15 protein-coding genes are annotated in these 16706 nt (G+C 63.7%); 2 read left to right on the forward strand and 13 right to left on the reverse strand.

Going from position 1 to position 16706, the window contains the following annotated elements; translation table 11 throughout:
• Nucleotide 1 precedes the first annotated feature (1 nt).
• Together Atro_RS06860 and rluC are read right to left on the reverse strand one after the other, a co-directional pair.
• On the reverse strand, nt 2-685 hold the full coding sequence (locus tag Atro_RS06860) for an HAD-IA family hydrolase (protein ID WP_497926988.1): 684 nt from the start codon (nt 683-685) through the stop codon (nt 2-4).
• On the reverse strand, nt 678-1631 hold the full coding sequence (rluC, locus tag Atro_RS06865; protein ID WP_497926989.1) for a 23S rRNA pseudouridine(955/2504/2580) synthase RluC: 954 nt from the start codon (nt 1629-1631) through the stop codon (nt 678-680). The genes Atro_RS06860 and rluC overlap by 8 nt, the downstream gene beginning before the upstream one ends.
• A 573-nt stretch (nt 1632-2204) precedes the next feature.
• On the opposite strand from rluC, the gene rne reads away from it, so the two are divergent.
• The gene (gene rne / locus Atro_RS06870; RefSeq protein ID WP_497927627.1) at nt 2205-5651 is read left to right on the forward strand and encodes a ribonuclease E; all 3447 of its coding nucleotides are present in this window, start codon (nt 2205-2207) and stop codon (nt 5649-5651) included.
• Nucleotides 5652-5743: 92 nt separating this feature from the next.
• Here the strand turns inward: rne and murB are convergent, their stop codons facing one another.
• From murB to Atro_RS06910, 8 genes are all read right to left on the reverse strand, one after another.
• A complete protein-coding gene (gene murB, locus Atro_RS06875; RefSeq protein WP_497926990.1) occupies nt 5744-6763 on the reverse strand; it encodes a UDP-N-acetylmuramate dehydrogenase in 1020 nt (339 codons plus the stop codon).
• Entirely contained in the window at nt 6760-7224 is a 465-nt protein-coding gene (locus tag Atro_RS06880) for a low molecular weight protein-tyrosine-phosphatase (RefSeq protein ID WP_497926991.1), read from the reverse strand. Before Atro_RS06880 ends, murB begins: the two co-directional genes overlap by 4 nt.
• Nucleotides 7224-7988, reverse strand: coding sequence for a 3-deoxy-manno-octulosonate cytidylyltransferase (kdsB, locus tag Atro_RS06885; protein ID WP_497926992.1), 765 nt, complete (start codon nt 7986-7988; stop codon nt 7224-7226). Before kdsB ends, Atro_RS06880 begins: the two co-directional genes overlap by 1 nt.
• Complete coding sequence (locus Atro_RS06890; protein ID WP_089167535.1) at nt 7985-8170, reverse strand: Trm112 family protein; 186 nt, start codon at nt 8168-8170, stop codon at nt 7985-7987. Before Atro_RS06890 ends, kdsB begins: the two co-directional genes overlap by 4 nt.
• Before the next feature lie 61 nt (nt 8171-8231).
• Complete coding sequence (gene lpxK, locus Atro_RS06895) at nt 8232-9233, reverse strand: tetraacyldisaccharide 4'-kinase (RefSeq protein ID WP_497926993.1); 1002 nt, start codon at nt 9231-9233, stop codon at nt 8232-8234.
• On the reverse strand, nt 9233-9661 hold the full coding sequence (gene pocB, locus Atro_RS06900) for a flagellar polar localization protein PocB (protein ID WP_497926994.1): 429 nt from the start codon (nt 9659-9661) through the stop codon (nt 9233-9235). Before pocB ends, lpxK begins: the two co-directional genes overlap by 1 nt.
• Nucleotides 9658-10290 carry a flagellar polar localization protein PocA gene (gene pocA, locus Atro_RS06905; RefSeq protein WP_497926995.1) on the reverse strand — a complete coding sequence of 211 codons (633 nt, stop codon included), beginning with the start codon at nt 10288-10290 and terminating at the stop codon, nt 9658-9660. The genes pocB and pocA overlap by 4 nt, the downstream gene beginning before the upstream one ends.
• A gap of 72 nt (nt 10291-10362) precedes the next feature.
• Nucleotides 10363-12585, reverse strand: coding sequence for a DNA internalization-related competence protein ComEC/Rec2 (locus tag Atro_RS06910; RefSeq protein WP_497927628.1), 2223 nt, complete (start codon nt 12583-12585; stop codon nt 10363-10365).
• A 129-nt stretch (nt 12586-12714) separates the two neighbouring features.
• Here Atro_RS06910 and Atro_RS06915 point away from each other — a divergent pair, with 129 nt between their 5' ends.
• Entirely contained in the window at nt 12715-13242 is a 528-nt protein-coding gene (locus Atro_RS06915; protein WP_497926996.1) for a DUF2062 domain-containing protein, read from the forward strand.
• A gap of 10 nt (nt 13243-13252) precedes the next feature.
• Here Atro_RS06915 and Atro_RS06920 read toward each other — a convergent pair whose 3' ends face one another.
• From Atro_RS06920 to Atro_RS06930, 3 genes are read right to left on the reverse strand one after another with little or no spacing between them, the layout of a single operon-like run.
• Nucleotides 13253-14497 carry a lipoprotein-releasing ABC transporter permease subunit gene (locus Atro_RS06920; RefSeq protein ID WP_497926997.1) on the reverse strand — a complete coding sequence of 415 codons (1245 nt, stop codon included), beginning with the start codon at nt 14495-14497 and terminating at the stop codon, nt 13253-13255.
• Between the two features lie 2 nt (nt 14498-14499).
• Nucleotides 14500-15198, reverse strand: coding sequence for a lipoprotein-releasing ABC transporter ATP-binding protein LolD (gene lolD, locus Atro_RS06925; protein ID WP_497926998.1), 699 nt, complete (start codon nt 15196-15198; stop codon nt 14500-14502).
• Nucleotides 15191-16441, reverse strand: coding sequence for a lipoprotein-releasing ABC transporter permease subunit (locus Atro_RS06930; RefSeq protein WP_497926999.1), 1251 nt, complete (start codon nt 16439-16441; stop codon nt 15191-15193). Before Atro_RS06930 ends, lolD begins: the two co-directional genes overlap by 8 nt.
• Nucleotides 16442-16706 lie beyond the last annotated feature (265 nt).

The raw sequence follows: 16706 nt of genomic DNA on the forward strand, positions 1-16706 counted from the left end.
CCTACCCCTCAACAATGAGACTCCGTACCGGCCAAACCCCCAGCCAGGCACACAACTCGCCAAATTCGTCAATAATCAAACGCGGCCCGTGCAGACACAGCACCTCGGCACACTGAGCCCCATAGCTCACCGCCACCGCATCCATCCCGGCATGCCGCGCCATCTCCAGATCGAATGAGGAATCCCCCACCATCAGCGCCTGCCCAGGCAATACACTGCAGTGCGCAAGAATCTCGTGCAGCATTCGCGGATCAGGCTTGCTGGCGGTTTCATCCGCACAGCGGCTGACATCGAAATACTCCTGCCAGCCATGCCCTGCCAGAACCCGATCGAGCCCCTGGCGCGTCTTGCCGGTCGCCACTGCTAGGCGGTAACCCGCCTCCCGGAATGCCTCCAACGCCTCGGCCACCCCAGCGTACAGCGGCGACGGCTCGCCCTCCAGAGCCAGGTAATGGTCGCTATAGAGGTGACGGAAGCGCTCCAGCAGCCGAGCGTCATGCGATTCTGGATAGAGCGTGCGGATTGCCTCGGGCAAACCCAGCCCAATGATGCCTTTTATGGCCGCATCACCGAGCGGCTCTAGATCACAGCCCGCCGCTGCAACACGCATGGACTCGACGATGCGTCCGATCGAATCAACCAGCGTGCCATCCCAGTCGAAAATCAACAGCCGATAATCAGTCACTCAAACGCTCCAGAGTCTGCGCCCACATCTCATCCACCGGCGCCTCTAGGCGCAGCTCGCCGCCCTCCGGCAGTGGCACCACCAGCGAGTACGCATGCAGAAATAGGCGCTTGCCGCCAAGCGCACGAATCTCGCGGGTGAACGCCTCGTCTCCATACTTGGCGTCGCCAGCAATGGGATGCCCGGCATGCCGGGCATGCACCCGAATCTGATGGGTCCGCCCAGTGACCGGCTTGGCCTCCACCAAGGTAGCGAAATCACTGAAACGCCGCAGCACGCGAAAAAGCGTCAGCGCCTCCCGCCCTTCTTCGTCAACCTCCACCATCCGTTCGCCGGAACGCAGGGTATTCTTCTGCAACGGCGCACTGACCTGCTTTCTGGCACTGGACCAAGCGCCACAGACCAGCGCTAGATAACGCTTGTCCACTCCATCACCACGCAGCGCCTCGTGCAGATGGCGCAACATGCTGCGCTTCTTGGCGATCATCAACAGCCCCGAAGTGTCCCGATCGAGCCGGTGAACCAGCTCCAAATCCTTGGCTTCCGGACGCAACTGACGCAACGCCTCGATCACGCCGTAACTGAGGCCGCTACCGCCATGCACGGCAATGCCGGCCGGCTTGTTCAGCACGATCAGCGCCTTGTCCTCATGGAGAATGGCCGCCTCGAGTCGCTCGAGCAGCCCCTGCGCCAGCGGAACCGGCTCGTCACGCTCAGCCAGACGGAGCGGCGGCACACGCACCAAGTCGCCAGCCTGCAGCTTGTACTCGGGCTTGATCCGTCCCTTGTTCACTCGCACCTCACCCTTGCGCAGGATGCGATAGATCAAGGTCTTGGGCGCCCCCTTGAGCTGGGTGCGAAGAAAATTATCGATTCGTTGACCGGCCGCTTCCGGGCCGATCTCAAGCAGTTGGACGCCAGAATTTGCATGAGAGGGATTTATCATCGCAATATCATATCAATTTTTAGAGAATTGAAGCACTTATTAATAGCTGCTATAGTCGCAAATGCCGCCATTTACGGCCAAGCCAGTGGATGGGCGCAAAATCCCCAGCCACTCATCCGCAATGCTATCCATCCAGGACGTAAGGCCGTCCGACGGGACTTCGCCCGACTATCGCGAAGCCTCGGAAACAAATGCCTTAGCTACATGATGGCGTACCTCCAGCACGGGAGGACGCAAAATGAGTAATTGCCAACTCGCTGCAGATTCTGCGGACGGCACCCGATTTTCAAAGGATACGTGCAGGGTGGAGATGTACAACCATCGGATTGCGTAGCTGCAAGCCTTTACCCAGACGCACATGGCGTCCGCTGCCGATGCTTGATTCCTCCTCCTGATTGATTGCTTTCTGCCACAACAGTAAGCAGGAGACGTAGTCGCGACTCTGGCCACCAGCCAAACGTTGCTTGACACGGGAATGGACGACAAACCTTTCCTGAACGCCCCTGTCACCGACCGCGAGAGTCGTGTGTGCCGAACGCCGTTTCCGGCAGCCCGGAAACCGAACGGTACTACATGAAAAGAATGCTGATTAACGCAACTCAGCCTGAGGAGTTGCGTGTTGCCTTGGTCGATGGCCAACGTCTCTACGACCTGGACATCGAATCGGGCGCCCGCGAGCAGAAAAAAGCCAATATCTACAAAGGCCGTATCACCCGGGTCGAGCCGAGCCTTGAGGCAGCCTTCGTCGACTTCGGCGCCGAACGCCACGGCTTTCTCCCTCTCAAGGAAATTTCCCGCGAATACTTCAAGAAGGCTCCGGAAGGCCGCATCAACATCAAAGAAGTGCTCTCCGAAGGCCAGGAAGTCATCGTCCAGGTGGAGAAGGAAGAGCGCGGCAACAAAGGCGCGGCCCTGACCACCTTCATCAGCCTCGCCGGGCGCTATCTGGTGCTGATGCCGAACAATCCGCGCGCCGGCGGCATCTCCAGGCGCATCGAGGGCGAAGAGCGTAACGAACTGCGCGAAGCCCTTAACGGTCTCGATGTTCCGAGCGACATGGGACTTATCGTACGCACCGCCGGCCTCGGCCGCTCCAGCGAAGAACTGCAGTGGGATCTCGACTACCTAGTCCAGCTGTGGACCGCGATCAAGGAAGCCTCGCTGGACCGCTCGCCGCCCTTCCTGATCTACCAGGAATCCAATGTCATCATCCGGGCAATCCGCGATTATCTGCGCCAGGATATCGGCGAAGTGCTGATCGACAGCGTGGAAGCCCAGGAAGAGGCTCTGAGCTTCATCCGCCAAGTGATGCCGCAGTACGCCAGCAAGATCAAGCTGTACGAGGACAGCGTACCGCTGTTCAACCGTTTCCAGATCGAGAGCCAGATCGAAACCGCTTTCCAGCGTGAAGTGAAGCTGCCGTCCGGTGGCTCTATCGTCATCGACCCGACCGAGGCTCTGGTATCCATAGACATCAACTCGGCACGTGCGACCAAGGGCGGCGATATCGAGGAAACTGCGCTGCAGACCAACCTGGAAGCAGCCGAGGAAATCGCCCGCCAGCTGCGCCTGCGCGACATCGGCGGCCTGATCGTCATCGACTTCATCGATATGACGCCGGCAAAGAACCAGCGTGCCGTGGAAGACCGCATGCGCGAGTGCCTGGAGGCCGACCGCGCGCGCGTGCAGATCGGCCGCATCTCGCGCTTTGGCCTGCTGGAAATGTCCCGCCAGCGCCTGCGTCCCTCCCTCGGCGAAACCAGCGGCATCGTCTGCCCGCGCTGTAACGGCCAGGGCATCATCCGCGACGTCGAGTCGCTATCCCTAGCGATCCTGCGCCTGATCGAAGAGGAGGCTCTGAAGGACCGTACCGCAGAGGTACGCGCCCAGGTACCGATTCCGGTCGCTGCCTTCCTGCTCAACGAGAAGCGCAACTCCATCACCAAGATCGAGCTACGTACCCGCGTGCGCATCGTTATCTTGCCGAGCGATCACATGGAAACGCCGCATTTCGAAGTGCAGCGCCTGCGTGACGACAGTCCAGAAGTGCAGAGCGCCCAGTCGAGCTACGAAATGACCCCGGCGGAAGTGGAGGAAGTCCAGCTGGTCAGCTCCACCCGCACCCTGGTGCGCCAGGAGGCTGCGGTCAAGACTGCTCCGCCGCGCAACGCCCTGGTGCCGGTCCCGGCCGAGCCGCCGGCAGCACCGGCAGTGGCCCCGCACCCCGCTCTCGAACTCAATCTGTTCAAGGGGCTGGTGAAATCGCTGGTCAGCCTGTTCGCGGGCAAAGAAACGGCCAAACCCGTTGCTGCCGAACGGCTGGTCGAGGAGCGCCTGACGCGCAGCAGCGAGGAGCGCCGCAGCAGCCGCCAGCAGAATCGCCGCCGCGAAGGCCGCCATGCTCGCGACGAGGAACGCAAACCGCGTGAGGAGCGCCAGCTTCGCGAGGTGCGAGACGAGCGCATACCTCGCCCCCCCCGCGAGGAGCGCCCCGCGCGCGAAGAGCGCCAGCCCATCGAGATCGTCGAGGCCCGGGAACCGCGTGAAAGTCGTCGCGAACGTCCGTCTCGCGAGGAGCGTGCCCCACGCGAAGAGCGCCAGCCCACGGAAAGCGTGGAAACTCGCGAACCACGAGAGCCGCGGGAAAGTCGCCGCGAGCGCCCACCCCGCGAGGAGCGCCGTCGCGAGTTGCGCGAGCCGCTCGATGCCCAAGAAAGCCCGCGGGAAGAGCGTCCCGCCCGCTTGCCGCGCGAGGAATCCCTCCAGCAGCGGGAAGAGCATCAGCCGCATGAGGAGCACCCAGTGCACGAGCTGAAGGCTCCGGAGCAAGAGGTCCTGTCCCAGGAAACGCTAGAGGACGAGCTCGAAGCCAGCAGCGAGGAGCGCCCCCGCCGGCGCTCTCGCGGCCAGCGTCGCCGCAGCAATCGCCGCGAACGCCAGCGCGACAGCCAAGGCAACGAGATCGAGAGCGGCGAAGAGAGCGAAGCCGCGACTACCGCGGCAGCCGCCACAGCCACTGCCGTGATTACCGCCCAGCCTCATCAGGTTGACGAGGTCGCTGAAGAAGCATCCGCCAGCAGCGCTCCGCTCGCCGAGCAGCCTGCAGGAGAGGAATGCCAAGCTCCCATCGAGACTGCCACGGCGATTCCCGTCATCGAGACGGGTATCACGGAGATCTCGAATCTCGCCCCGCGAGTCGAGCAACTGCAATCGGCACCAATCGAAGAGCCGACAGTCGGCACAAGCGAAGCGCCGCAGACCGCGCTGCCAGTCGAAGAGCCAGCACCGCTCGCCGTGGCGCCAGCCGAAGCGCCACGCAGCACTGCCCGCGCCGCCAACGACCCGCGCGAAGTACGCCGCCGCAAGCGCGAAGCTGCCGAGGCGGCAGCCAGGCAGGCCGCCGAGACAACCAAGGTCGCGGAAGCCGCCGCCATCGTCGCCTCAGCGCCAGTAGTCGAAGTGCAAGCCGACGTTGAGCCCGTCGTCACGCAAGAAACAACGGAGGAAATAGTCGAAACTCCGCTCGAGCAAGCGCAGCCAATAAACGAGCCCTCCCTCGCGGTATCAGAGTCGACCGAGGCGCAAAGCGAGCAGATTCGCCCCGAGCGAGAGGCCCCCATCGTAGCCCCGGAGCCGATCGCCGAAGCACCGAGCGAAACTCGTTCAGCGTCAGAGGTTTCCCTTGCGCCCCCAGAGTCGGTCGAGGCGCCGTTCGAACTGATTCAGCCGGAAGTCCAGCCTTTCATCGCGACAGAGGAACCGATCGAAACATCGTCCGAGCAACCAATCCCAATGGCGGACGAACTGCCAGACGCTCGGAAAGAGCAGCAGACGCTTGATTTCCAGCCAGTCGCCGAGCAATTGGAAGAGACCTCCAATGCGATGGAGACCTCCCCTCAGACAGCAAGCCCGGCGGAGAAACACGAAGAGACTGCCGAGCCACTGTGCACGAAAGCCGAGGCGAAGGATGAAAACGCGGAGGTGAAGCTGGCCGACAAGCATGATCGGACCGCCGGCTGAAGCTGGAAAGAAACATGAGGGCCGGCTCCGCGCCGGCCTATCATGACAAAAGGGGATGCTTTGCATCCCCTTTTGTGTTTGAACGTTCGAATTTAAATTACGCTGGGCTCGATTTCCAGAGACACGCCGAAACGCCTTTCGATATCTTCACGGATAAGCCGGGCCAGTGCCAGCACCTGTCTGCCCGTGGCCTGCCCATGGTTAACCAGCACCAGTGCCTGCAGACGATGCACGCCAACATCGCCATCGCGGTATCCCTTCCAGCCGGCCCGCTCGAGTAGCCAGCCGGCCGCCAGCTTCACCGTGCCATTGGCCTGCGGATAGGCAACCAAATCCGGATATTCTACGCGCAAGCGCTCGGCCTGCTCGACAGAAACCAGTGGATTCTTGAAGAAGCTCCCGGCATTGCCGAGCGTGGCGGGATCGGGCAACTTCTCCCGGCGGATGGCACAGATTGCCCGGCTGACATCCAGAGGGGTCGGCGAAACCATGCCCTGCTCCGCCAGCCACTGGCGTACCGGGCCGTAGTCCAGATGCAACCGCGGCGTGCGCTGCAACGCGAAACGCACACGCAGGATCAACCAGCGCCCGGCTTGGCGCTTGAACAGGCTGTCGCGGTAGCCGAAAGCGCACTCCTCACGGCTGAACTCGTGCAGTTCGCCGCTCTGCCGGTCAAGGGCGACCAGACCGGCAAACACATCCTTGAGCTCGACGCCATAGGCCCCGATGTTCTGCATTGGCGCAGCACCTACGGTGCCCGGGATCAGGCTGAGGTTCTCCAGCCCCGCCAGTCCCAGCCCTAACGTGTGCAGCACGAAGGGATGCCAGGGCTCGCCCGCCTCCGCCTCGATTAGTACTCGTTCGCCATCGTCGGCCAGCAGCCGCACGCCACGGCTGACCATATGCAGCACCAGCGCCTCGACATCCCGGGTCAGGAGCAGGTTGCTGCCCCCCCCCAGCACTAACAGCGGCAAGCTACGCGCAGCGGCTAATGCCAGCGCCTCACGCATCTCGGCTTCGTCATGAGCCTCGGCGAATAGCTTGGCCCGCGCCTCAAGGGCGAAAGTGTTGAACGGCTTGAGGGAAAAGTTTTCCTGTACCTGCAGATTCACAGGCGCCTCCGCATCTCGGCGAGCAGATCGTCGCTGGCGCGCTCGAGCAGATCGAGCACCCGCTCGAAGCCCTCTTCGCCGCCGCAATAGGGATCCGGCACCTCATCCTCTTCCAGCGCGTAGCGGCGCAGATAGAGGTCCAGCTCGGCCTGGGAGTCTCCTGGGCGCATAGCCTGCAGGTCCTTCAGATTGTTGCGATCCATGGCGAGGATGAGGTCGAAGCGCGAGAAATCTTCCCGACAGATCTGGCGGGCGCGCAATGCATCCAGATCATAACCACGCAGGCGCGCTGTTCGTCGCGTGCGGACATCCGGCGCCTTACCTACATGCCAGTCACCGGTACCGGCCGAGTCGATACGAATGCGCTCCTCCAGGCCCGCCGCGCGTACCCGCTGACGGAACACGCCTTCGGCAGTGGGCGAGCGGCAGATATTGCCGAGGCAGACGAACAGGATGCGCATCAAGCCCCCAACAGGCGCCGCACGCGCTCCAGGTCTTCCGGGGTATCCACACCGGCCGGCGGTGCCTCCAGGGCATCGGCCACATGGATGCGCACGCCATGCCAGAGCGCGCGCAACTGTTCCAAGCTTTCGACGTTTTCCAGCCAGCAGGGTCCCCAGGCGACGAAATCGCGGAGAAAGCCCGCGCGATAGGCATAAATGCCGATGTGCCGACGATAGGGCACGCCAGCCGGCAATCCTTCGCAGCTGCTGGCGAAGGCATCCCGCGCCCAGGGCAAGGGGGCACGACTGAAGGTCAGGGCCAGACCGTGGATGTCGCTCACGACCTTCACCACATTGGGATTGAACAGCGCCTCAACATTGTCGATCGGCTCAGCCAGGGTGGCGATGGCAGCTTCCGGATGGACCGCCAGGTTTCCCGCTACCTGATCGATGATAACCGGCGGAATCAGCGGCTCGTCGCCCTGCACGTTGACCACGATGGCATCGTCGGCCAAGTCGAGCCGACCAGCCACCTCCGCCAGCCGGTCGGTTCCGGAGTTGTGCTCGACGCGGGTCAACATCACCTCGGCGCCGAAGTCCCGGCAAACCGCTTCGATGCGCGCGTCGTCGGTAGCCACCACCACGCGCGCTGCCCCGCTGCGGCTAGCCTGCTCCCAGACATGCCAGATCATAGGCTTGCCGGCGATGTCCTGCAGCGGCTTGCCTGGCAGCCGGCTGGAGGCGTAGCGGGCAGGAATCACCACGGTGAAGGCTGTGCTCATTTGTCCAGGCGCTCGTCGACATTGAGGGTGCGGGCCTCGCTTTCCAGCATCACCGGGATACCGTCGCGCACCGGGAAGGCCAAGGCATCGGCCTTACAGATCAGCTCGGACTTGTCGTCGGCCAACTTCAGCGGGCCCTTGCAAATCGGGCAAGCGAGAATGTCGAGTAATTTCGGGTCCATGATGAAATCCTGGAGAAGCAATGGAAAGCCGGCAGCAGGCGCCCGGCAAGAGGCCGAACGTTCAGCGCAATGCCAGCAGGCGATCGAGGGCCGCGTCGAACCAGCCGGCGAAAGCCGGCGAAGGCACGGCATCGACGGCCAGATACCAGCAATCGGCAGGGGCGAAGGCCCGGCATTTAACCGCATCCTTTTCCGTCATCACCACCGGCAGCACCGGAGAGAAACGCAGCTGCTCGGCACGGTAGCGGGCATGGTCGGGAAAGGCGTGCGCAATCGGGCGCCAGTGTAGCGCCTCGAGCGTAGCGAAGAAACGCCGGGGATTGCCGATGCCGGCCAAGGCATGCAGGGTCGTTCCAGGTGGGAAGTGATTCAAGGAGCGGCGCTCACCCGTGGCCAGGTGCACCAGGGCGCCGGGCTGCAGGGTAAAGGCAAAGCCGCCAGGGGGATCCTCGCCAGCCCCATTGTGGAGCACCGCATCCACGCTAGCCAAGCGCTCGATCGGCTCACGCAACGGGCCGGCCGGCAAGCAGCGGCCATTGCCGAGACCGCGCGCGGCATCGATCAGGACCAGTTCCAGGTCGCGAGCCAGCCGATAATGCTGCAGGCCGTCGTCGCAGAGGATGAGATCGAGCGGCTGATCTTCGAGCAAGGCTCGCACGGCCCGCGGGCGATCCGGATCGATCACCAGCGGTACGCCGGTACGCTGGACGATCAGCAGCGGTTCGTCGCCGGCCTGCTCGGCCGGCTGATCGGCGGTGACCCGCCAGGGCAGTTGCGGCGGTCTGGCACCATAGCCGCGGCTGACCACCCCGACCCGCAGGCCGCGGCGTCGGCAGGACTCGATCAGCCAGAGAATCAGCGGCGTCTTGCCGGTGCCGCCGACGGTGATATTGCCGACCATCACAACCGGCACCGGCGCCCGGTAGATGTCGCCCTCGCCGCGCAGGAAGCGCTCGCGGCGACGCCGTGCCACGCAGCGGAACAGCACCTCCAGCGGGCGCAGCAGGATCAGGGCCGGATGGCCGCGATACCAAGCCTCGAGCAGACGGTCGGCACCGACCATCAGGGCGCCGCCTGAGCCTCGACCGTGGTGATGCGCAGATGGGAGAAGCCAAGCTTGCCGGCCGCGTCCATGGCAGTTATGACTGCCTGATGGGGGGTCTTGCCGTCGGCGCTGATGACCAGCGGCAGGCCATTGTCGCCGCCCGACTCCTTCTGCAGGGCGCGCATCAGGCTATCCAGGTCGCTGCTGATGAGCTCTTGCCCATTCAGCGAATAGCTGCCATCGACATCAATCAGCACCTCCAGCTGCTTCGGCTCGACCGTTTCGGGCGGCGTGCCATTGACGGCCTCGGGCAGATCGACCTTGAGCTGGGTCTCACGGGTGAAGGTCGTGGTAACCACGAAGAACAGCAGCAGGATGAATACGACATCGATCAGGGAGGCCAGATTGATCTCGACATTCTCCCGGGGTTTGCGCCGGAACTTCACGCCTTGCCCCCGTTGAGATCGACCTCGCGGTCCCCCTGCAGCACCTCCACCAGCTTGATCGCTTCCTGCTCCATGCCGACCACCAGCTCTTCGACGCGACGCTGCAGATAGCGATGGAAGAACAGCGCGGGAATCGCCACGAACAGACCGGCAGCGGTGGTGATCAGCGCCGTGCCGATACCGCTGGCGAGCTGCGAGGCGTTGGCCATGCCGGCCCCCATGAAGCTGCCGAAGATCTCGATCATGCCCAGCACCGTACCGAGCAGACCGAGCAGCGGTGCAATGCCGGCAATGGTGCCGAGAGCGTTGAGGTAACGCTCCAGATCATGAATGACGCGGGCTGCCGCCTCCTCGATACACTCCTTCATGACTTCCCGGCCATGCTTGGAGTTGGCCAGCCCCGCTGCAAGGATCTGCCCGAGCGGCGAATCCGCACGCAACTCCTTGAGCTTGTCGCTGTTCAACTGCTTGTCCTGGATCCAGCGCCAGACCTGTCCGAGCAGATGTGCCGGAGTGATCCGGCTCGACCGCAGGGTCCAGAGACGCTCGGCGATGATGGCGAGGGCAACGACGGAACAAAGAATGATCGGCAGCATCATCCAGCCGCCCGCTTTGACAAGCTCCCACACGGTGGCAAATCCCCTTGAAAAAAGTGGCGCAACTCTAGCACAGGCGTACTCGCTCGCCGACGGCCATTGTTCTCATTTTTCCCGCCAGAAACGGGCTTGTTCGCGCAATCCCACCGCCCTGCCCCAATCTCCCAAACGAAACTGCAGAGCGCCCTGAAGGGCAGTATCGTAGACCAGCATCGGCAAGTCCCGGTAGCGGGCCACGACGTCCGGATGCGGATGGCCGAAGGCGTTACCCCAGCCGCGTGAAATCAGCACTGCGCGCGGCGCCAAGGCCTCGAGCAAGGCCTGGGAGGACGAGCCGCGGCTGCCGTGGTGCGGTGCCAGCAGCCAGTCGGCACGCCATGCTGGGCGATCTGCGAGCAGGGCACGCTCGGCCGCGACATCGATATCGCCGGTCAGCAGCAGACGCTCGCCATCGGCCTCCACCAGCAGCACACAGGAAGCCTGATTGCCATCCTGCGCAGACACCCAGCGCCAAGTGACGAAACGCACGCCATCCCATTGCCACTCCCGGCTGCGGCAAGGCCTGGCAGTTAGCGCCGCCGGCAGTGCCTGAACCTCGCCAGCGATGACCTCGCTTGGCGGTAGGCCACGCTGCACGGCCAGGGCACCGCCGGCGTGATCACCATCGGCATGACTGAGCAGCAGACTATCCAGGCGGGTCACGCCCAGACTGCGCAGCGAAGGCAACACCACCCGCTCGCCCAGATCAAAATCGCCGAAACGTGGTCCTGCATCATAAAGCAGAGCATGCTCGCGAGTGCGCAGGAGTACAGCCAGCCCCTGACCGACATCCAGTAGCCAGACATCGGCACGACCAGCAGGAATGCGCGTTTCGGGAGGAAATACCAGAGGCAGCAGCAGCGTCAGCCCTAAAGCACGCAGCGGCACCCCGGCCGGTAACAGAATGAGCAAGGCACCAAGCATCGCCAGCAGCCAGCCCCAGAACGGCACGGCATGGGGCAGCCAGGCCGGTACGGCGCCGGCAATCTCGCCGAGCAGCCAGAACAGCGCAGCCAGCAAGGCACCGGCGATCCAGAGAAAACCCTCGCCGAGCAGAGGCACGGGCAGCAACAGGGTGCCGAAGAGCGCCAGCGGAACCACCGCGAGCCCTACCCAAGGCACAGCGATCAGATTGGCCAGCGGACTGCTCAGACTGATCGGCAGCCCCAGGATCAGCAGTAGCGGCAATAGTCCCAACGCGCTAGTCCATTGGGCACGCCACAGGCTCTGCCGCCATGACCAAGCACCCAGCCGGCCGCCAAAGGCCAGAGCGAGAACCAACACTGCGCCGAACGACAGCCAGAACCCCGGCTGCAGGCTGGCCAGCGGCTCGAACAGCAGCACTGCGTCCAGCGCCAGCAACAGGGGCAGCCAGAACCCCAGGTGACGGAAACGCAGGCGCCAGAGCAATACCACAGCGAGCATGGCGCAGGCCCGCTGCACCGGCACCGCGAAACCGGCCAGCCAGCCGTATCCCAAGGCCGTCATCAGCGCCAAAGCGCAAGCCCAGGGCAGCCAAGGCAGGCGCCGCGGCCACAGGCCATAACGCGCCAGCAGCGCGATCAGCCCATAGACCAGACCGGCGAGCAAGGCCACATGCTGGCCGGAGATCACCATCAGATGCACGGTGCCAGTGTCCTGCAGAAGGCGCCAATCCGTCGCACTCAGTCCCGAGGCATCGCCCATCACCAGGGCGGCGATCGCGCCTGCGCGGCCATGGGCATCGACCTGCTGCAGGCGTTGGCGCAGGACGTCGCGCCAACCGTCGGCCATGCCTGGTGGCCCGAGACGCTCCCCAGCCTTCACCGTACCGGTGGCACCGATGCGCTGGGCCAGCAACCAGGCTTCGTTATCGAAGCCCTGAGGATTGATCAGACTGCGTGGACGCTTGAGGGTAACGGCCAGGCGCCAACGCTCGCCGGCGCGGATCTCCGGCCCGGCACGCCAGGTCAGACGCAGCCGCCGGGGCAACTCGGCACGCCGGGAGCGGGCATCCTCCACCTGAAAGCGCAGCGTACCGTCAACCCGCTCCGGCAGACCGACCACCTGCCCTTCCAGCCACAGGGTGCGACCGTCGAGCTCGGCAGGCAGACGCCCCTCCAGCGCCCAGTATGCCGACAGGCAGGCCCAGCTCAGACCGAGCAGAAACAGTGCCGACCGATAACGGCGCAACGCCAGACAGAACACCCCGCCCGACAGCCACAGCGACCACAGCCACCAGTCCGGCAAGGCCGGGAGAAATCGCAGGACGAGCAGGCCTGCCGCGAGCGCCAACATCCCTGTGCGCAACATTCGAAACGACTCCGCAATCAATGCATTTCAGCGGGACGAGCGGCCGGGATGGGCGGTAACAATACCTGCAGCAGGCCGTCATCAATGTGTGCATAATACTGGCGCTTCGAACTGCCGAGTGTCGCCATGCCCCGTCGCATCTTTAAGCGCTACATGCCGCATCCGGATAGCATCAGGGAACACAAGTCCCTGCGCTTTTTGGGCAGCTTGATCCACGACCCCAACCTCTGGCACCTGAACCGCCACTCGGTGTCACGAGCCATGCTCGTCGGCCTGTTCAGCGCCTTCATTCCCATCCCGATGCAGATGCTCCTCGCCGCCAGCCTGGCCATCCCGCTGCGGGCCAATCTGCCGATTTCCATCGGCCTGGTCTGGTTGACCAATCCGATCACCATGCCGCCGGTGTTCTACTGCACCTACAAGGTCGGCAGTTGGGTTCTGGACACACCGCCGCTGACCCTGCCCAGCGAATTGAGCATGGCCTGGATCAGCGAGCGGGTCGCCACCCTGTGGGAGCCGATTCTGGTCGGCTCGTTCATCACCGGAATCGTTCTCGGCATCGTCGGCTACTTCGCGACCATGCTGTTCTGGCGCTGGTGGGTCCGTCACAACTGGCGGAAACGTCAGGAAAAACGGCGTCCTCCCCTCGTTTGAAGCGAGCGCCTCACTCGTAACGCAAGGCTTCGGCCGGCTGGGTGCGTGCAGCGCGCCAGGAAGGATAGAGGGTGGCGAGAAAGCTCAGGACGAAGGCTGCCGTGCAAACCAGCGCCACGTCCAGCGCCTGCAGATCGGACGGCAGATAATTGACGAAATAGATATCCGAGCTGAGGATCTGCCGGCCGCTGACCGACTCCAGCCAGGCGATCAGCCCGCTGACGTTCAACGCCGCAAGCACGCCCAGCACAGCGCCAATCAGGGTACCGAACGCCCCGATCACCGTGCCCTGTACCATGAAGACCGCCATGATCTGCGCCGGCGTGGCACCCAGGGTGCGCAGGATGGCGATATCCGCTCCTTTGTCGGCGACCACCATGATCAGAGTAGCGACGATGTTGAACGCCGCTACTGCGACGATCAGCAATAGAAGCAGGCCGATCATGGTCTTTTCCATCTTCATGGCGCTGAACAAGCTGCCTTGGGTCTGCGTCCAGTCGACATGATGATAGGCCGCACCGAGCTTCCCGGCGATTTCTGCCGCTACCTGCGGTGCTTGGTACAGATCCCTCATGGCCAAGCGAACGCCTTGCACCTGATCGGGCTGCCAGCGCATCAGCTGCGCAGCATCGGCGACATGGATCAGCGCCAGCGAGCCATCCAGTTCAGCGCCGATCTTGAACACGCCGACCACGTTGAGACGCTGCATGCGTGGGGTGATGCCGCCCTGGTTGTCGCTCAGCTCAGGAACGATCAAGGTCAGCTTGTCGCCGACCCGAAGACCGAAGCGCCGCGCGGTGATCTCGCCGATGACCACGCCGAATTCGCCGGGCGCCAGATCCGCTAGGTGCCCCTGCTGCAGGTGGTTGGCGACGATGGACACCTTCGGCTCCTCGTGCGGATCGATGCCTTGGATCTGGATTGGCTGCATCGATCCCTTGTAGGACAGCATGCCATCCAGCTCGGTAAGAGGGGCCGCGGCCCGTACCTGCGGATGCTCCTGCGCGATCCGGGCCAGGCCGCGCCAGTCGCCCAGCGGCTGTGCGCCGACGATGGCAGCATGCGGCACCATGCCGAGGATCCGCGAGCTCATCTCCCTCTGGAAACCGTTCATTACCGACAACACCACGATCATCGCCAGTATGCCGAGGGCGAGACCGAGCATCGAGGCCAGCGAGATGAAGGAGATGTAATGGTTGCGCCGCTTGGCGCGGGTGTAACGGACGCCGATGAAAACCGCCAGGGGACGAAACATGCTCACTCCGCGACCAGTCGACCGTCTTCGAGACGCAAAACCCGATCCATCTGCCGGGCCAGCTGAGAATCGTGGGTCACCACCAGGAAAGCCGTGCGCAGCGAGGTGCTGAGCTCCAGCATCAGCTCCTGGATACCGTGGGCGGTATGCTGATCGAGATTGCCGGTCGGCTCATCGAGCAACACGAGGCCCGGCCGGTTGGCCAGGGCACGGGCGATCGCCACGCGCTGGCGCTCACCGCCGGAAAGCTCCGCTGGCTTGTGCTTGAGGCGGTGCCCCAGGCCGACCCGTTCGAGCAGCGCAGTGGCCCGTTGGCGTGCCTCGGGAATCGCCACCCGGGCGATCAGCAGAGGCATGCAAACATTCTCCAGAGCCGTGAATTCCGGCAGCAGATGATGGAATTGATAGACGAAGCCAAGTGCGCGATTGCGCAGCAGGCCCCGCTCCTTCTCGCTGAGCGCCGAAAGCTCCTCACCGGCCAACCACACACCACCCTCACTCGGCGTGTCCAGCCCGCCGAGCAGATTCAGCAAAGTACTCTTGCCGGAGCCCGAGCTTCCGACGATGGCCACTCGCTCGCCCGGATGCAGTTCCAGCTCCAGGCCGGAAAGCACCACCACCGACTGTGGGCCCTCCTCGTAGCGCTTGCCCAGGTTGCGGCAACTGAGAACAGCTCGATCTTTCATGGCAATGTCACTCATAACGCAAGGCCTCCGCGGGCTGAGTGCGTGCAGCGCGCCAGGCTGGATACAGGGTGGCAAGGAAACTCAGCAACAGGGCCGCACCACACACCAGCGCCACGTCCTCGCTCATCAGCTGCGAAGGCAGGTAATCGATGAAGTAGACGTCCGCACTGAGGAACTTGTGACCCAGAAGCCTCTCGAGGGCGGCGATCCAGCTACCGATGTTGAGTGCGGCAAGAATGCCCAGGGCCCCGCCGATCAAGGTGCCGATCACCCCGATCACCGTGCCCTGAACCATGAAGGTGGCCATGATCTGCGCCGGCGTGGCACCCAGGGTACGCAGGATGGCGATGTCGCCCTTCTTGTCGGTGACCACCATGACCAGCGTGGAAACGATGTTGAATGCCGCCACCGCGACGATCAGCAGCAGCAGCAGGCCGATCATGGTCTTCTCCATACGGATCGCCTGATACAGGTTGCCATGGCTGCGCGTCCAGTCGCGGGCATAGAAATCCTCGCCGCCCAGTCTCTCGGCGATCGCCCAAGCGGTACTCGGCGCTTGGAACAGGTCGGCTAGCCTGAGGCGTAACCCCTGGACCTGGCCGGTTTTCCAGCGCTGCAGGCGCCCCAGATCGTCGATATGAGCCATGGCCACGTAGCCATCCAGCTCGCCGGCACCGACATGGAAGATCCCCTGTACGGTAAAGCGCTTCATGCGCGGAAACATGCCGGCCGGCGTCACCGTCACCTCGGGAGCAACGAAGGTGACCCGATCGCCAATGCCGACGCCCAGCTTGGCAGCCGCCTTGTCGCCGATGAGAATGCCGAACCCTCCCGGCTGCAGCGCAGCCAGACTACCCTGACGAAAGAAATCGCCGATGATCGACACTTGGGGTTCGAGCCCCGGATCGATGGCGTTGATCAGCACTTTCTGCACCTGACCGCCGTGGGTCAGGAGTCCCTGCATCTGGGTGAAGGGAGCAACCGCGACAACCTGGGGATGGGCCTGCGCCCGCGCAGCCAGACTGCGCCAGTCGTCGATCGGCACCGGGCTCTCGATGGTCGCATGGGGAACCATGCCGAGCACCCGGGTACGCATCTCGTGATCGAAGCCGTTCATCACCGAAAGCACCAGAATCATCACCAGCACACCGAGCGCCAGTCCGGTCATCGAGGTCAGCGAAATGAAGGAGACGAAATGGTTGCGACGCTTGGCACCCGTGTAACGCATGCCGATGAAGACGGACAGCGGTCTGAACATAGCGGAGAATCGTTATCGCCGGCGAGAGAGAAGCGTCCCCCGGCAAGCGCTAAGGGCCAAGCCCAGCTGTTACACTCGGGGCCGGCAGCTCGCCAGGAAAACGCCATATCGACATGAAATCGCCGCGCATACTACCGTATCGCTGCAACGGATGGCACCGAAAATTGCCCGGCCACCGCCCGGCGAAAGGGGCTGCAGGGCGCAGAGTGTACGTCCTGCGCGAGCCTCCGCATCCGCTTTCGCCCCCTCAACCACGCAGAGCACA

This window comes from Azotobacter tropicalis (assembly GCF_059739045.1).